The organism is Agromyces larvae (genome assembly GCF_022811705.1).
Taxonomy (GTDB): Bacteria; Actinomycetota; Actinomycetes; order Actinomycetales; family Microbacteriaceae; genus Agromyces; species Agromyces larvae.
In genome coordinates this window covers 3,034,280-3,051,132 of sequence record NZ_CP094528.1, presented here as the reverse complement: position 1 = coordinate 3,051,132, position 16,853 = coordinate 3,034,280, and the positions used below count along the sequence as shown (strand labels likewise).

Annotated in this window: 11 protein-coding genes and 1 pseudogene; 6 read left to right on the top strand and 6 right to left on the bottom strand. The window is 67.6% G+C overall.

The annotated features are described in order from the left end of the window. Nucleotides 1–5 precede the first annotated feature (5 nt). The 6 genes from gyrA to dnaA form a co-directional block, all read right to left on the bottom strand. Nucleotides 6–2,627 carry a DNA gyrase subunit A gene (gene gyrA / locus MTO99_RS14630; protein ID WP_243554364.1) on the bottom strand — a complete coding sequence of 874 codons (2,622 nt, stop codon included), beginning with the start codon at nucleotides 2,625–2,627 and terminating at the stop codon, nucleotides 6–8. A gap of 100 nt (nucleotides 2,628–2,727) precedes the next feature. Then, entirely contained in the window at nucleotides 2,728–4,749 is a 2,022-nt protein-coding gene (gyrB, locus tag MTO99_RS14625; RefSeq protein WP_243554363.1) for a DNA topoisomerase (ATP-hydrolyzing) subunit B, read from the bottom strand. Between the two features lie 124 nt (nucleotides 4,750–4,873). Beyond that, a complete protein-coding gene (locus tag MTO99_RS14620; RefSeq protein ID WP_243554362.1) occupies nucleotides 4,874–5,365 on the bottom strand; it encodes a DciA family protein in 492 nt (163 codons plus the stop codon). Beyond that, the gene (gene recF, locus MTO99_RS14615) at nucleotides 5,358–6,551 is read right to left on the bottom strand and encodes a DNA replication/repair protein RecF (protein WP_243554361.1); all 1,194 of its coding nucleotides are present in this window, start codon (nucleotides 6,549–6,551) and stop codon (nucleotides 5,358–5,360) included. The genes MTO99_RS14620 and recF overlap by 8 nt, the downstream gene beginning before the upstream one ends. Before the next feature lie 274 nt (nucleotides 6,552–6,825). Beyond that, nucleotides 6,826–7,974 carry a DNA polymerase III subunit beta gene (dnaN, locus tag MTO99_RS14610; RefSeq protein WP_243554360.1) on the bottom strand — a complete coding sequence of 383 codons (1,149 nt, stop codon included), beginning with the start codon at nucleotides 7,972–7,974 and terminating at the stop codon, nucleotides 6,826–6,828. Between the two features lie 414 nt (nucleotides 7,975–8,388). Further along, complete coding sequence (dnaA, locus tag MTO99_RS14605) at nucleotides 8,389–9,789, bottom strand: chromosomal replication initiator protein DnaA (protein ID WP_435520828.1); 1,401 nt, start codon at nucleotides 9,787–9,789, stop codon at nucleotides 8,389–8,391. Nucleotides 9,790–10,295: 506 nt separating this feature from the next. On the opposite strand from dnaA, the gene rpmH reads away from it, so the two are divergent. From rpmH to rsmG, 6 genes and pseudogenes are all read left to right on the top strand, one after another. Continuing rightward, nucleotides 10,296–10,433, top strand: a complete 138-nt coding sequence (gene rpmH, locus MTO99_RS14600; protein WP_021010601.1) for a 50S ribosomal protein L34 — start codon at nucleotides 10,296–10,298, stop codon at nucleotides 10,431–10,433. Between the two features lie 8 nt (nucleotides 10,434–10,441). Continuing rightward, nucleotides 10,442–10,819 (top strand): ribonuclease P protein component, encoded by a 378-nt coding sequence (rnpA, locus tag MTO99_RS14595; protein WP_243554358.1) that lies wholly within the window; start codon nucleotides 10,442–10,444, stop codon nucleotides 10,817–10,819. A 13-nt stretch (nucleotides 10,820–10,832) separates the two neighbouring features. Further along, nucleotides 10,833–11,102: pseudogene (gene yidD / locus MTO99_RS14590) on the top strand (membrane protein insertion efficiency factor YidD); the annotation flags it as partial. 131 nt (nucleotides 11,103–11,233) lie between these two features. Beyond that, a complete protein-coding gene (gene yidC, locus MTO99_RS14585; RefSeq protein WP_243554356.1) occupies nucleotides 11,234–12,223 on the top strand; it encodes a membrane protein insertase YidC in 990 nt (329 codons plus the stop codon). Continuing rightward, nucleotides 12,220–12,717, top strand: coding sequence for a Jag family protein (locus MTO99_RS14580; RefSeq protein WP_243554355.1), 498 nt, complete (start codon nucleotides 12,220–12,222; stop codon nucleotides 12,715–12,717). Before yidC ends, MTO99_RS14580 begins: the two co-directional genes overlap by 4 nt. Before the next feature lie 68 nt (nucleotides 12,718–12,785). Continuing rightward, a complete protein-coding gene (gene rsmG, locus MTO99_RS14575) occupies nucleotides 12,786–13,421 on the top strand; it encodes a 16S rRNA (guanine(527)-N(7))-methyltransferase RsmG (protein WP_243554354.1) in 636 nt (211 codons plus the stop codon). Nucleotides 13,422–16,853: the final 3,432 nt, after the last annotated feature.

The following is a 16,853-nucleotide window of genomic DNA, read 5'->3' as shown; positions in this document are numbered from 1 at the left end:
GGGGGTTACTCCTCTTCTGCGGGTCGGGCCGCTTCGGGCTCTGCCGCCTCAGCGTCGGTCGGTTCGGGGTCGGCCGGTTCTGCATCGAGGTTACGCTCGGAGTTCTTCGCGACGGCGATGATCCGATCGTCGGCCGCGAACTTCGCGAAGACGACGCCCATCGTGTCGCGACCCTTGGCGGGCACCTCGGCGACGTCAGAGCGTACCACCTTGCCGCTGGCAAGAACCACGAGAACCTCGTCGTCTCGGGAGACGATCAGGGAGCCCGCGAGGTCTCCTCGTTCGTCGCTCAGCTTGGCGACCTTGATGCCGAGGCCGCCGCGCTGCTGCTTGCGGTACTCCTCGATCGCGGTGCGCTTGGCGTAGCCGCCCTCGGTCACCACGAACGTGTACGCGTCGGTGGGGCTGACCAGTTCGCCGGTCGCGTCATCGCGGTACGCGTCGGCTCCGGTGGCCTCCGACGAGGACACGACGGATGCCTCGAGCAGCGCGTCGCCCGGACGGAACGACATGCCCTTCACGCCGGCGGTCGCACGCCCCATCGGGCGCAGCGCCTCGTCGGTCGCCTCGAATCGGAGCGACATGCCCTTCCGCGAGACGAGCAGGATCTCGTCGCGCTCGCTCACGAGCATCGCCGAGACGAGCTCGTCGCCCTCGTTCAGGTTGATCGCGATGACCCCGCGGGAACGGTTGGTGTCGTACGCCTTCAGCGCCGTCTTCTTCACGAGGCCGGCACGCGTCGCGAGTACGAGGTATTCGGCCACCCCGTAGTCGCGGATGTCGAGGATCTCGGCGATCTGCTCGTCGGGCTGGAGTTCGAGGAGGTTGGCCAGGTGCTGGCCCTTCGCGTCGCGACCGCCCTCTTGCAGCTCGTACGTCTTCGCCCGGTAGACACGGCCCTTGTCGGTGAAGAACAGCAGCCAGTGGTGCGTCGTCGTGACGAAGAAGTGCTCGACCACGTCGTCGGCGCGCAGCTGCGCACCCTTCACGCCCTTGCCGCCGCGGTGCTGCGACCGGTAGTTGTCGCTGCGCGTGCGCTTCACGTACCCGCCGTGCGTGACGGTGACCACCATCTCCTCTTCGGGGATGAGGTCTTCCACGCTCATGTCGCCGTCGAAGCCCGGAATGATGTGCGTACGACGCTCGTCGCCGAACTTGTCGACGATCTCGCGCAGCTCGTCGGCGATGATCGTGCGCTGGCGCAGGGGCGTCGCGAGGATGTCGCGGTAGTCGGCGATCTCCAGTTCGAGCTTGTCGGCCTCTTCGTGGATCTTCTGGCGCTCGAGCGCGGCGAGCCGGCGCAACTGCATCGCGAGGATCGCGTCGGCCTGCAGGTCGTCGATGTCGAGGAGCTGCTTCAGCCCCTCGCGGGCGTCCTCGACGGTCGCCGAGCGGCGGATCAGCGCGATGACCTCGTCGAGCGCGTCGAGCGCCTTCAGGTACCCGCGCAGGATGTGCATGCGCTCTTCGGCCTTGCGCAGGCGGAACTCGGTGCGCCGCACGATGACCTCGACCTGGTGGTCGATCCAGTGCGTGATGAACCCGTCGATCGAGAGCGTGCGCGGCACGCCGTCGACGATCGCGAGCATGTTCGCGCCGAAGTTCTCCTGCAGCTGGGTGTGCTTGTAGAGGTTGTTCAGCACGACCTTCGCCACGGCGTCGCGCTTCAGCACGATCACCAGGCGCTGACCGGTGCGGCCCGAGGACTCGTCGCGGATGTCGGCGATGCCCGAGACCTTGCCGTCCTTGACCAGATCGGCGATCTTGATCGCTAGGTTGTCGGGGTTGACCTGGTACGGCAGCTCGGTGACGACGAGCGAGGTGCGGCCCTGGATCTCCTCCACGCTGACGACGGCGCGCATCGTGATCGAGCCGCGCCCGGTGCGGTACGCGTCGATGATGCCCTTCTGCCCGAGGATCTGCGCCCCGGTCGGGAAGTCGGGCCCCTTGATCCGGTGGATCAGGGCTTCCTGCAGCTCTTCGTGCGAAGCATCCGGATGCTCCAGAGCCCACAGTGCACCATCCGCGACCTCGCGCAGATTGTGCGGAGGGATGTTCGTGGCCATACCGACCGCGATGCCGACCGACCCGTTGACCAGCAGGTTCGGGAACCGCGACGGCAGCACCGTCGGCTCCTGGGTGCGACCGTCGTAGTTGTCCTGGAAGTCGACGGTCTCTTCCTCGATGTCGCGCACCATCTCGATGGCGAGCGGCGACATCTTGGTCTCGGTGTACCGGTGGGCCGCGGCGCCGTCGTTGCCGGGCGAGCCGAAGTTGCCCTGACCGAGCGCCAGCGGGTAGCGCAGCGACCACGGCTGCACGAGCCGGACGAGCGCGTCGTACACCGACGAGTCGCCGTGCGGGTGGAACTGACCCATGACATCGCCGATGACGCGCGTGCACTTCGAGAACGCGCGGTCGGGGCGGTACCCGCCGTCGTACATCGTGTAGATCACGCGACGGTGCACGGGCTTCAGGCCGTCGCGCACGTCGGGCAGCGCACGCCCGATGATCACGCTCATCGCGTAGTCGAGATACGAGCGCTGCATCTCCAGGTTCAGGTCGACCTGGTCGATTCGCCCGTGGATGCCGGGGCCCTCGTCGTTCAGTTCGGTCTCGTCTGCCATTCGTTCTCTTCTTCGCTCTGTCCGCCCCCTGAGCCTGTCGAAGGGGGCTCACCGTCGTGCCGGCGCCGCTTCGACAAGCTCAGCGAGCGGCGCGCATCGGTCAAATGTCCAGGAAGCGCACGTCCTTCGCGTTCTTCTGGATGAACGAACGACGGCTCTCGACGTCGTCGCCCATGAGGGTCGAGAAGATCTCGTCGGCCGCGGCCGCGTCGTCGACCGTGACCTGCAGCAGCGTGCGGGACTCGGGGTTCATCGTGGTGTCCCAGAGCTCCTGATGGTTCATCTCGCCGAGACCCTTGTAGCGCTGGACGCCGTTCTCCTTCTGGAGGCGCTTGCCGTTGGCCAGGCCCTCCGCCAGCAGTGCGTCGCGCTCGCGGTCGGAGTAGACGTACTCGTGCTCGGCGTTCGTCCACTTCAGGCGGTACAGCGGCGGCTGCGCGAGGTACACGTACCCCATTTCGATGAGCGGGCGCATGTACCGGAACAGCAGCGTCAGCAGCAGCGTCGTGATGTGCTGGCCGTCGACGTCGGCATCGGCCATCAGCACGATCTTGTGGTACCTGGCCTTCTCGGCGTTGAAGTCCTCGCCGATTCCGGTGCCGAACGCGGTGATCATGGCCTGGATCTCGGCGTTGCCGAGCGCCCGGTCGAGACGTGCCTTCTCGACGTTCAGGATCTTCCCGCGCAGCGGGAGGATGGCCTGCGTCTCGGGGTTGCGGCCCGTCTTGGCGGAGCCGCCGGCCGAATCGCCCTCGACGAGGAAGATCTCGGAGATCGTCGGGTCTTTCGACGTGCAGTCGCTCAGCTTGCCCGGCATGCCGCTCGACTCGAGGAACCCCTTGCGGCGGGTCGCCTCGCGCGCCTTGCGAGCGGCGATGCGGGCGGTCGCCGCCTGGATGGCCTTGCGGATGATCTCGCGCGCCTGCTGAGGATTGCGGTCGAACCAGTCGCCGAGCTGCTCGCCCGTGACGCGCTGCACGAAGGACTTCGCCTCGGTGTTGCCGAGCTTGGTCTTCGTCTGCCCTTCGAACTGCGGTTCGCCGAGCTTGATCGAGATGACCGCGGTGAGGCCCTCGCGCACGTCGTCGCCGGAGAGGTTGTCGTCCTTCTCCTTCAGGATGCCCTTCTCGCGGGCGTACTTGTTGACGAGCGTCGTGAGCGCCGCACGGAAGCCCTCTTCATGGGTGCCGCCCTCGTGCGTGTTGATGGTGTTCGCGTAGGTGTGCACCGACTCGGTGTAGGCCGTCGTCCACTGCATCGCGACCTCGAGCGCGATCTTGCGCTCGGTGTCCTCCGCCTCGAACGAGATGATCTCGTCGTTGACCAGTTCGGCCTTCTTCGACCGGTTGAGGTATTCGACGTAGTCGACGAGGCCGCGCTCGTAGAGGAACGTGTCGCTGCGAGGGCCGACGGTCGGGGCATCCGTGTCGAGGTCGACGTCGGCCGGATCGGCCGCCTCGTCGGAGCCGCGCAGGTCGGTGAGCGTGATGCGCAGCCCCTTGTTGAGGAACGCGTACTGCTGGAACCGCGTGCGGAGCGTCTCGTAGTCGAACTCGACGGTCTCGAAGATGTCGGCGCTCGGCCAGAAGGTGACGGTCGTGCCGGTCTCGGACTCGGGGATCGCCTCGTCCTGCGAGAGCGGCGCGTCGGGAACCCCGACCGTGAAGGACTGGCGCCAGACATGGCCCTCGCGCTTCACCTCGACGTTCAGCCGACTGGAGAGCGCGTTCACGACGGACGAACCCACGCCGTGCAGGCCGCCCGAGACCGCGTAGCCGCCGCCGCCGAACTTGCCGCCGGCGTGCAGCACGGTGAGCACGACCTCGACGGTCGACCGGCCCTCGGTCTTGTGGATGCCGACCGGGATGCCGCGACCGTCGTCGGTGACGCGGATGCCGCCGTCGGCGAGGATCGTCACGTCGATGTCGGTCGCGACGCCGGCGAGCGCCTCGTCGACCGAGTTGTCCACGATCTCGTACACCAGGTGGTGCAGGCCGCGCGGGCCCGTCGAGCCGATGTACATGCCCGGCCGCTTGCGGACCGCTTCGAGGCCCTCGAGAACCTGGATCGCGTCGGCGCCGTATTCGGGCGCACTCTGGGCCTTCGTCGGTTCCGCTGTCATGGGTGAATCAGGCTCCAAACCGTCGTTCTGGCGACTCTCGATCCTATCGCACCGGGGCCACCGCCCCGGCCGGAATACGCCGTTCTGAGGCGATTACGAGGTCGAAGCGACCGAATTCGGTTCCCTAGCCGTAGGTATCGCGTGGGCCGCGCCCTGGAACCGATCTGGGGCCATGTTTCCACGTGGGGGCGTCTGGCCCCTGGAAGCGGATGGTGTCGACCCCCGCGTCGGGGTGCCGCTCGAGGATGCGCGACAGCAGTTCGGAGCGCATCATGCGCAGCTGCGTCGCCCACGCCGTCGACTCGCAGCGCACCTGCAGCACGCCGCCCTCGATCGCAACCGGTTCGGAGTGCTTCGCGATCTCGGCGCCGGCCAACTCGGCCCAGCTCGAGAGCAGGTCGTGCTGCGACAGCGGCCCCTGCCAGCCGAGCTGGGTGCTGAGCTGATCGATCGCGTCGCCGAGCGGCTTGGGGTCTCGCCCCGGCGCGAACGGCTCGCTTCCGGTGCGCCCCATCACTTCGGCCCCGGTGCGCCGCAATCGGCGGCGCGGGCGATCGTCGCCGAAGATCTCGCGGAAGTGGCGGTAGAGCCGGGATGCCTCGGAGATCTCAGCCATCGGATGCCTCCTCCGCCCGTTCCCCGTCGATGATGCGCCCCGCGTCGATGTGCACGATACGCGCGGTCAGCGGTTCGGGCACGTCCTCGAGGACGGCCGCCGTCACCAGCACCTGCTCGTACCCCGCGATCGCCGACGCGAGCCGATCACGCCGACGCCGATCGAGTTCGGCGAACACGTCGTCGAGCACGAGCACCGGGTCGCCCGTCGACGAGTCGCGGCGCAGCAGCTCGGCTGACGCGAGCCGAAGCGCGAGGGCGAACGACCACGACTCGCCATGGCTCGCGTAGCCCTTCGCCGGCAGATCGTTGAGGAGCAGCAGCACGTCGTCGCGGTGCGGACCGGCGAGGGTCACCCCGCGCTCGAGCTCCTTCGGCCGGAGGCGGGCGAGCGCGGCGGCGAAGCGGTCGGCGGTCGACCCCGCCTCGTCCCCCGCCGCAGCCGGACGCGTCTCGAGCCCCCCGCCGCCCTCATCTTCGGCATCGGCCCCGTCGATCGACAGCACCGCCCGCATCGACGGGCCGTGGTCGGCGTCGACGATCGCCCCGTACGCCGCCGCGAGCGGTTCGGCGAGGTCGGCGATCAGCCCGAGCCGTCGGTCGATGAGTTCGGACCCCAGCTCGACGAGCCGTTCGTCCCAGATGTCGAGTGTCGGCAACGCGGCGGCGGCCAGCCCACGAGCCCGCGCCGACTTCAGCAGGGAGTTGCGCTGCCGCAGAACCCGGTCGTAGTCGGCCATCACCCCCGACAGGCGTGGAGTGAGCTGCACCAGCAGTTCATCGAGCATGCGCCGGCGCACCGACGGCTCGCCGCGCACGATCGCGAGGTCTTCGGGCGCGAACAGCACCGAATGCGCGACCCTCGGCAGGTCACGCGGCTTGGCCGGCGAACGATTCACCTGCGCACGGTTCGCACCCTGACGATTGAGCTGCAGTTCGACGAGCACTTCCCGTTCGCCGTGCGTGAGCAGGGCGCGCACGATCGCCGCATCGGCCCCGGCGCGGATCAGCGGCTGATCGCCCGAGACACGGTGCGAGCCGAGCGTCGCGAGGTACCCGATCGCCTCGACGAGGTTGGTCTTGCCCTGACCGTTGCGCCCCACGAGCACGGTCGCCCCGGGAGCGAGGTCGAGCTCGGCCCGAGCGTAGTTGCGGTAGTCGGTGAGGGAGAGCTTCGCGACATGCACGCTGGCCTCCCTTCGACGATTCGGCTCATCACGCTACCGCCGACCGCCGACCTTCCGCCCGCGAAGCTCCCTGAGCCCGTCGAAGGGAGCACACACCCCGACCCACAAAGCTCCCTGAGCCCGTCGAAGGGAGCGGGCCCTCACCCGCGAAGCTCCCTGAGCCCGTCGAAGGGAGCGGGCCCTCACCCGCGAAGCTCCCTGAGCCCGTCGAAGGGAGCGGGCCCGCTTCGACCAGCTCAGCGAGCTTCGACCAGCTCAGCGAGCTTCGACCAGCTCAGCGCAGCAGCAGGTTCGGCTGCAGCAGGTATCGGTAGCTGTCGGCGCCGGCCTGCTCGCGCGAGGTCTGGCTGGTGATCAGCACCGGGCCCGGCTTGTTCGGGTTCTCGGTCTTCGTGAACGAGATGCGCACGAACTCGCTCGGCACCGCGCTCAGCCCGTCGAGCAGGAACTGCGGCTTCAGCGACACGACGGTCTCGTCGCCGGTGAGGATCGCATCGACCTGCTCGGACGCCTGCGCCTGCTCGCTGCCGATCGCCTCCAGGGTGAGGCCGTCCTGCCCGAAGCTGTAGCGAAGCGCCGCTTCACGCTCGAGCACCAGGGCGACGCGTCGGGTCGCCTCGATGAGCTCGGCGGTGTTCATGACGGCGTAGTTGTCGACCGTCTCGGGGAAGAGCCGGCGCACGGGCGGGAAGTTGCCCTTGATGAGCAGCGACGTCACCGTCTTCTTCTCGGCGCTGAACGCGATGAGTTCGCGGTCGTCACGGCTCGTGATCGCGACCGAGATGGTGCCCGAGTGCCCGAAGGTCTTGCCGACCTCCTGCAGGGTGCGCGCCGGCACGAGCGCGGTGAGCTCGGTCGAATCGGCCACGCCGCCGCCGTCCCATTCGAGCTCGCGGATGGCCACCCGGTACCGGTCGGTCGCGACGAGGCTCAGGTTGTTCTCGCGCACCTCGAGCTGCACGCCGGTGATCACCGGGGTGACGTCGTCGCGCGACGCGGCCACGGCGACCTGCGCGACCGCGGCCGCGAACTCGTCGGCCGGCACGACGCCCGACTGCTCGCCGATCTCGGGGATCGACGGGTACTCCTCGACGGGCATCGACAGCAGGGTGAAGCTCGCCGACCCGCTCTTGACCGAGATGCGGCTGTCTTCGGTGGCGATGCGGACCGGTGCGTTCGGCAGTCGGCCGGCGATCTCGGCGAGCAGGCGCCCCGACACGAGCACCGTGCCCGGCTCATCGACGTCGGCCTGGATCTCGGTGCGGCTCGACACCTCGTAGTCGAACGAGCTCAGCACGAGGCCGTCGCCCGAGGCCTCGATGAGCACGCCCGAGAGGATCGGCAGGGTGGTGCGCTGGGGCAGCAGCTTGACGGCGAACGAGACCGCCTCGCTGAAGACGTCGCGATTGACCTGGAACTTCACGGTTCTCCCGTCGTGGAGCAGCTGGATGCATCCCCATGCTATCGGGACGATCACGGCGCGCACGGGCGAGTTCCGGCGCGCTGTGCGGCCCGTTCAGGACGTTCCTCACAGATGTGGAAATCCTGTGGATTGTTAACGAGCAACCGCCTGACGGCTGTTGAGACGGCGAGCCGGCCTGTGGACAACGCGCTCGGCGGCATCCGTCGTTCGACCGCCCGACCGGTGGAATCCCACACACCGTGCACAGCTGCGATGGCCCCCGATCGGCGAGCTGGCGCGGATCACCGAACACCATCCACAGTTTCCACAACGGTTAACACCGTTAAGAGACAGTTGGTTAACCCGAGGGCTCCGACAACCTTGCGATTCGCGGGTCGGATTCGAGCAGATCGGATGCCGCGGCGAACGCCGGGCTCAGCGCACGCGCGACGTCTGCTTGATCCGCGAGGTCAGCTCGGTGACCTGGTTGTAGATCGACCGGCGCTCCTTCATGAGCTCCGAGATCTTCTTGTTCGCGTACATCACCGTCGTGTGGTCGCGGTTGCCGAACAACTGCCCGATCTTCGGCAGCGACAGACTCGTCATCTCGCGGCAGAGGTACATCGCGATCTGGCGCGCGGTCGCGACCGCCTGCGACCGGCTCGAACCGTAGAGGTCGTCGACCGTGAGCTTGAAGTAGTCGGCCGTCGCCGTGATGATGTCGACCGGCGCCACGACATTGTCCGTGTCATCCGTGATGAGGTCCTTCAGGACCGTCTGCACCAGGGGCATGTCGACCGGGGTGCGGTTGAGGCTCGCGAACGCCGTCACGCGGATCAAGGTGCCCTCGAGCTCGCGGATGTTGCTCGACACCTTCGACGCCATGTACTCGAGGATGTCATCGGGAACCTGCAACTGCTCCGACTGCGCCTTCTTGCGCAGGATCGCGATGCGCGTCTCGAGGTCGGGCGCCTGCACGTCGGTGATGAGGCCCCACTCGAACCGGCTGCGCATCCGGTCCTCGAAGCCGGTGAGGTGCTTCGGCGGCACATCGCTGGTGATCACGACCTGCTTGTTGTGGTCGTGCAGGTTGTTGAAGGTGTGGAAGAAGGCCTCCTGCGTCTCGGCCTTGCCCTGCAGGAACTGGATGTCGTCGATGAGCAGGATGTCGACGTTGCGGTAGCGCTGCTGGAACAGCGAGCCGCGGTTGTTCGCGATGGAGTTGATGAAGTCGTTCGTGAACTCCTCGGAGCTCACGTACCGCACGCGGATCCCCGGGTACAGGCTCATCGCGTAGTGGCCGATGGCGTGCAGCAGGTGGGTCTTGCCGAGGCCCGAATCGCCGTAGATGAACAGCGGGTTGTACGCCTTCGCCGGCGCTTCGGCCACCGCGACGGCCGCCGCGTGCGCGAACCGGTTGGACTGGCCGATCACGAAGCTGTCGAAGGAGTACTTCGGATTCAGGCGCGCGTCGCGCGGTCGATCGGCGGATGTCTCGAACACCGCGTGCGGAGCGCCCGGGTGGTCCACCCCGTCGGGCAGGTCCTCGACCGCTCGCAGCACCGGCGCACCGGCATGGCCGCCGGCGCCGAGACCGATCGGACCGCCGGCGGTCGGGTTCGCAGCCTCGGGCGAGCGCGGTTCCTCGAGCTCGGGGTTCACCACGACGTAGAACGAGGTGACCGACGAACCCTCGATCGTGCCCATCGCGTGCAGCAGCGGCACTCGCATCCGCTGGTTCAGCATGCTGGCGGTGAAGTCGTTCGGCACCTCGAGGTAGAACGTGCCGCCGCCGATGCCCTTCGGCAGGACGAGGTTCAGGAAGCCCTGCAGCATCGGCGTGATGCTCTCGTCTTCGCTCAGCCGATCCAGGACCGCTGCCCAGACATCGGTGATGGGCTGTTCGGTCATCGGCTCCCCGCAATCATCGGCGCCATCGACGCACCGTTCGTCGTTATTCCCCCGAACGACGTGCGAGCGGGCGTGATGGAAACTGTTCACAACGTTATCCACGGGCTGTGGGTGGAGGTGGCAGATGCCCGAGATTCCGCGCCGCAGGCTGGGGATAACTGGTTGAACACGCTAGCGAATGCACCCGGGCTCGACAAATGCCGCGACGGTGATCCGCGGGCCCGGGCGTGTCGATCCACAGCACTCCCGCAGGTCTGCGCGATACTTTTGGGTTCGGATCGTGCGCTCGTGGCAGGGTCCGAGTTTGACCGCGCGCCGATCAAGCCGTAGTTTTAATCAGTTGACCCTGCCCCTCTGGGGCGCTGAGCTTTCCCGCCGGAGCACCTGTGACGCTCCCCCGCGCGGAGAATCCGACACAGCCGGAGTTGAGAATGAGCAAGCGTACTTTCCAGCCGAACAACCGCCGTCGCGCCAAGAAGCACGGCTTCCGCCTCCGCATGCGCACGCGTGCGGGTCGCGCCATCCTCGCGGCACGTCGCCGCAAGGGGCGCACCGAACTGTCCGCGTAGTCCGTTCGGTGCTCGCCAAAGCCAACCGTCTCACGAGCGCCGACGACTACCGGTCGGTCGTGCGTCGTGGGGCGAAGGTCGCCGGTGCCCACACGGTGAGCTATCTGCGCTCCCGTGATGCGGGCGCCGACGCGCGCTTCGGCTTCATCGTCTCGAAGAAGGTCGGCACCGCCGTTCGCCGCAACCTCGTTCGCCGTCGTCTGAAGGCCGCCTGTCACGAACTCGTGGCCGAAGGCATGACCGGGGTCGACGTCGTGGTGCGTGCGCTGCCGACCGCAGCCGTCGCCGACTGGCCGGCGCTGCGCGCCGAGGTCCGTCGAGCCGTGAACGACCGTCGAGTCGTCCACGGCTCGTCGTCGTATCCGGGGGGTGGTCCGCGTGCGTGACATCGCCCTGTTCATGCTGCTCGTTCCCCGCAACCTCGGGGTGCTGCTGCTTCGGGGCTACCGCGCGCTGATCTCACCCTTGTACGGCGATGTCTGCCGCTACTACCCGTCGTGCTCGGCCTACGGGCTCGGCGCCGTGCAGCAGCGCGGCCTGGTGATCGGCTCGGTGCTCGGCGCCTGGCGCATCCTGCGATGCAACCCGTGGTCGCGCGGCGGCGTGGACGACGTGCGACCCGCGAGCCACGACCGGTACCGCGTCACTCCGTTCGGCTGGGTGCTTCCGGCCGCGTGGGTCACCGGCGGTGAGGCATCATCGGATGCCGCCGCCCACGACCACCACTCCCATGCTGCCGGCACCCGGCCCGTGGCATCCGTGCTCTCCCCCGCTTCATCCCGAAAGGCCTGATCCCTTCCATGGACCCCATCGGCTTCATCCTCTGGCCCATCAAGTGGGCCATCGAGGTCATCCTCGTCGCCTTCCACTGGCTGTGGACCTCCATCGGCCTGGACCCCGACGGCGGTGTGACCTGGGTCCTGTCGATCGTCGGCCTCGTCATCGTGGTGCGCGCCGCCCTCATCCCGATCTTCGTGCGCCAGATCAAGAGCCAGCGCCGCATGCTCGAGGTCGCGCCCCAGCTGAAGAAGATCCAGGACAAGTACAAGGGCAAGAAGGACCAGTTCTCACGCGAGGCGATGTCGCGCGAGACGATGGAGCTCTACAAGCGCACCGGCACCAACCCGCTGTCCTCGTGTCTGCCGCTGCTGCTGCAGATGCCGATCTTCTTCGCGCTCTTCTCGGTGCTGAACGGCGCCCAGCACGACCAGGCCGGCGTCGGCGTGCTCAACCAGGAGCTCGCCAACTCGTTCGCCCACTCCGAATTCTTCGGTGCCCCGCTGAGCTCGACGTTCATCGGTGAATGGAACGCCATGACCGCCGGTCAGTCGTTCAGCCTGTCGGTGATGATCATCGCGCTCACCATGATCGTGCTGATGACCGCGTCGCAGTTCATCACGCAGCTGCAGATCGTCTCGAAGAACATGTCGCCCGAGACCAAGGCGAGCCCGATGTTCCGACAGCAGCGCATCCTGCTGTACCTGCTCCCCCTCGTGTTCGCGTTCTCGGGTGTCGCGTTCCCGCTCGGCGTCATGTTCTACTGGCTGGTCTCGAACTTCTGGACGATGGGCCAGCAGTTCCTCGTCATCCGCAACATGCCGACCCCCGGCAGCGAGGCGGCGAAGGCCCGTGAGGCCCGCCTGGCGAAGAAGGGCAAGCTCGTCACCGAGAAGTCCGACGCCGTCGAGGCCGAGGAGCCGGCGAAGCCCGTCACCACCCAGCGTCAGCAGCCGATGGGCAAGGCCCGCGCGAAGAACGCCGGAAAGAAGCCGAACGGAGGCAACCGATGACTGCCGTGCATGAAGAGACCGTCGAGCGTTCACGAGACCAGCTCGAAGAGGAAGGCGACATCGCCGCCGACTACATCGAGGAGCTGCTCGACATCTGCGATCTCGATGGCGACATCGACATCGATGCCCGGAACGGCCGCGCCTACCTCTCGGTGAACGCCGGCGAGGGAGCGAATCTCTCCGTCCTGTCGAAGCCCGACACCGTCTCGGCCCTCCAGGAGCTGACCCGTCTCGCGGTGCAGACCAAGACCGGGGCGTTCTCCCGGCTCATCCTCGATATCGGCGGATCCCGCGATGCCCGCCGCAGCGAGCTCGGCGCACTGGTGACCCGCGCCGTCGAGCGCATCGAGGCCGGAGCGTCGGAAGCGGCGCTGCCGCCGATGTCGTCGTACGAGCGCAAGCTGGTGCACGATCTCGTGGCTGAGCGCGGGTTCCACTCGGAGTCGCGTGGCGAAGGCGCCGAGCGTCACACCGTCATCACCCGGGTCGGCTGAGCGCGGCGTTCCACCGCCGCGCCTGTGCTTTCTCGCTTCACGAACTGTCGCTGCGTTTCACGTGAAACATGACTGATCGACTTCTTCTCGAACCCGAGCCCGAGGGCGCCGCCGTGCTGTTCGGCGAGCATCTCGACCGTGGCCGCGCCTTCACGGAGGCGCTGGCCGACCACGGCGAGGAGCTCGGCCTGATCGGCCCGCTCGAGCTCCCCCGTCTCTGGACTCGGCACATTCTGAACTCGGCCGTCGTCGCTCCGCTGCTGCGGCCGGGACTTGTCGGGGACATCGGTTCCGGTGCCGGCCTGCCCGGCATCGTGCTCGCGATCATCCGCCCGGATGTCTCCTTCGTGCTCGTCGAGCCGATGGAGCGACGCGTCGCATGGCTGAACGATCAGGTCGCGGACCTCGGGCTGACGAACGTCGAAGTCCGTCGCGCTCGAGCGGAGGACTCGAAGCTGAACGGACGACTCGACCAGGTGACTGCCCGTGCGGTCAGTGCGCTCAAGACGCTCATCCCGATCACCGCTCCCCTGCTGAAGCCGGGCGGCGAACTCGTCCTCCTGAAGGGCGCCGGCGTCGATGGCGAGATCGGCAACGCCGAGAAGGCGATGCGCAAGTACCACGTGCACGATCTCGAAGTGCTCGTCCTCGGCGAGGGTGTCGTCAGTGAGGTCACCCGGGTCTTCCGGGCGACCGTGGGCTGACCGCGCGTCGATCGCCGGTCGCGACGGCTCACGCGTGCGGCGCTGTGTGGCCGCAGGGGCGTGGTCTTGGTGGAATTGGAACCGACCGACGTCTCCACCGTGCGTTTCGACGATCGAGTCTTCGTCTGCCGACGTGCGGGGCGTGATCGCGCGATTCCCGGCTGGGTTTCCGGTGGTCGAACGCGAGCGTGCGTGGTGCTGGGATGCGTGGTCGTGTTGCGGCGGAGTTGTCGGCAGCGCGGATGATACGCACGCGGTGTGAGCCGCCTGGGCGGATACCGGGGCGTACTCGAGTTGCTCTGATGAGCGTTCGCGACGATCGGCGTGCTGGATCTGGCGATGGTCGAGGCTGTTCGGAGGCCGTTCGATGATCTCAGCGGGATCGCGCTTGTGTGGGGGTGCCACGCTGAGCTCGCTCGTGGTCCTCTCCGCGCGTCCGGCCTCGGTGCGGAGACGACGGAGTTGCGTTCACTCCGCGGGTGAGCCATCTCCCCCGAACTGGGCGGGGTCTGGATCCCGCCGGGATGTCCGCTTCCGTCTGCGGGCGTCTGGCGCGACACATCGTCCCACTCGTCCAGGTCTGCATGGTTGGCCCGCCCCGAAGGCGCTACGTGCCTGACGTTTCACGTGAAACGCTGCCGATGTCGCGCGGGCCGCTCGCGCGCCGTCGCGGCGGATCGCCCGGAGCAGCAGCCGAGGAGGACGCGGCCAGCTGGGTCGTGTGACCCACGCCTCTTCCGCGTCGGCCTCAACGTGTTGCGGTGACCACTGCGTGTGTCGGCGTCGCCCGTCGTCCGAGACACTGGCGGCCGAACGCTTCACTCGGAACGTGCCGCCGGTGTCGCCCTGGCGCGTCGACGTGTGCCATGCCGTTTGCCGGAGTTGGGCCCGAGCTGCTCCTGGACCCTCGCCGCGTCGGGTGCCGCCGCACCACCTCACGAAGCCCAGAGTCGGCGAGGCGAGGCGAGCGAGACGGAGTGGAGATCGCCGGCTCGGGCGGCGGCCTGGAGGTGGCAACCCTCACCGCAGATGGTGCCGATGGCCGCTCCGAGGCCGTCGGCCGGAGCTGCTGAAGGAACTGGGGCGGGGTGGTCGCTGCGCCTCGATGCTCCACGTCAACATTCCGCTGTTCGTCGGCGTTGCTCGTCGAGCCGTATTGGGTGTGTTCGTCACGGTTGGCATCCGTGGGCTCACGCGGTTTTCCCGGGTTCGGTTGACGCCGAACCGCTCGACGCAGAGTCCCCAACACACTGCGTAAGGGGGTCAGCGTCGACGTCTCTGATTCGTGGATGTGTGGGCGTGGCGGTCCCCCACCTCGTTCCGTGCCGACGGCCGCCCCGGACGCCGCTGGCTGGCGCTGCTGAAGGAACTTTGGAGGGGGCACGGGGCCGCCGATGTTTCACGTGAAACAGCCTCGACGCCTGCCTCGCGCAAGCCGCCGGTGGCCCCGCATATGTTGCTGCGGGGCTGCCCGCTTCCGTTGACGCCGAACCGCGTGACGCAGAGTCCCGAACACACTGCGTAAGGGGCTCAGCGTCGACGTCTCTGATTCGTGGATGTGTGGGCGTGGCGGTCCCCCACCGCATTCGGTGCCGACGGCCGCCCCGGACGCCGCTGGCTGGCGCTGCTGAAGGGACTTTGGAGGGGGCACGGGGCCGTCGATGTTTCACGTGGAGCACGTCGCTGGTCGTCGGCGTCGTGCGTCGCGTGTGCCTCCCGCATGCCGGCGTGGGCCCCGCATATGTTGCCGCAGGGCTGTCCCCTTCCATTGACGCCTCACCGCTTGCCGCCACGGTCGCATTCCGCGAATCAGTTGCGTCGCGAACACTGAGCCCACAGAGGTCTGGAGCCGGGTGCTTGGTCGTCGTATCGGGCAGCCCTTGCGCCGCCGCGGGCGGATGCGTCGCGGGGTGTCTGTGGCGGGAGGTCGACTGCGCGCCCACATTTGCGGAGTGTGCTGTGCCGCTGTGCGATCAGGCACTCCGGATGACGACGGAGTACGTCACAGAGGACCCCCGGTGTTCCTCGAGGTGGGGGAACTCACCGTTGGCGTCGCTGCGCGGGTCAGGCCCACCGCGTCGCCTGCGTGCTGGTTGGAGGTATTCGACGGCGCCTGAGCCACCCCTGGCTGGAAGCTCAGGTGGACGCTCGGACGCTTGCGCAGGGTTCGCCGACGTTTCGCCTGGAACGCGTCTCGAGTTGTGGCATCGTGTGTCAACGCGTGCCGTGACGTTCTCCGCAGTCGCTGCTGTCGGCTGAGAGATGCGGCCTCGACGATGCCGCACCACCAGCTCGATGGACGAGTTCAACGAAGCCACGACGGGTGATGTCGGCAGGGGCGATTCGGCGGGGGTGTCGGACGTGACGCTCCCCGCACTCCAGTTCTGGTCCGGTGGCTGTCGCGCAACCACCGCCGTATGTCAGCAGCGGCTCGAAGCGCGCCGTGCAGTGTCACCTGAGGCACTCGGATCTTGTAGGCGTGGCCCGCGGCAGGAGTGACGGCGCACCACCTGACTCAACGGCCGGGATCACCGAGGCAAACTGGGTCGTCGCCCGGACGAAGTGTTCTCGTTCAGCCCGCTCCCGCTTTGATAGCCAGCCGAGAAGCCCTGGCGAGATGTTTCACGTGAAACACACCGTCCTATGTATCGGCAGCGGTCCCGCGCGTGCCGTGCAATTGCTGCGGCAACCCCCGCAGTTGTTGTTGGCCTGTCGACGTCAGCTGTAAGGGCGCACTGCCTGACTCATCGGCAGGAGCGGGCGATAGGCAGGAAAGGGTGGATGGGATCTCGATCTGACCGCGGAATGACGGGGTGAAACGGGTTTCGGTATGGTCCGCGACCCTTGGTCGTGGATCTTCCGTCGAACGCGACGACCTGTCGGGTATGCGGATCACGGGTGGAGATGAACGGCGTCACCCGTCCGGGACTCAACGGGGATGTTGCCGGGACTGCCGTGCTTCGAGCGTACGACGCCGCCCTGATGTCGCCCGCCGGGAGCAGCTGCACCGGTTCCTGGGTTGCTGACCGGGAAGCGCACTCAAGCCGAAGTCCCATCGACCACGCCCATAAGCTCGCCGAACCCCCACAGCCAGCACCGCCAAGGGGAGTCGACGAACCCCTCGGACCAGAACTCCGCGGCACAGGCCTCGCCGCTGCTGAAGGACTCTGGCACCGCTCAGGCTGGATCGGCGAGCACTGACACGCCCGAACCCATCCACTCCCTTCTGTCTATAACCCGCAGGGGCGGCGAAGCCACGATGGGACGCATCGGCATCGCCGACTTGGCGGCGATGCGGACGTGGCGGTTCTCAATCAGCCCAGTTCCACGCCGATGGCCGGTTCAGATGCCGTCGGCTGGATGCTTCACGTGAAACACGCCGCCGGTGCACTGGCAGCGGCTCGAAGTGTGCCGGTGCCACGCTGCCGCGGA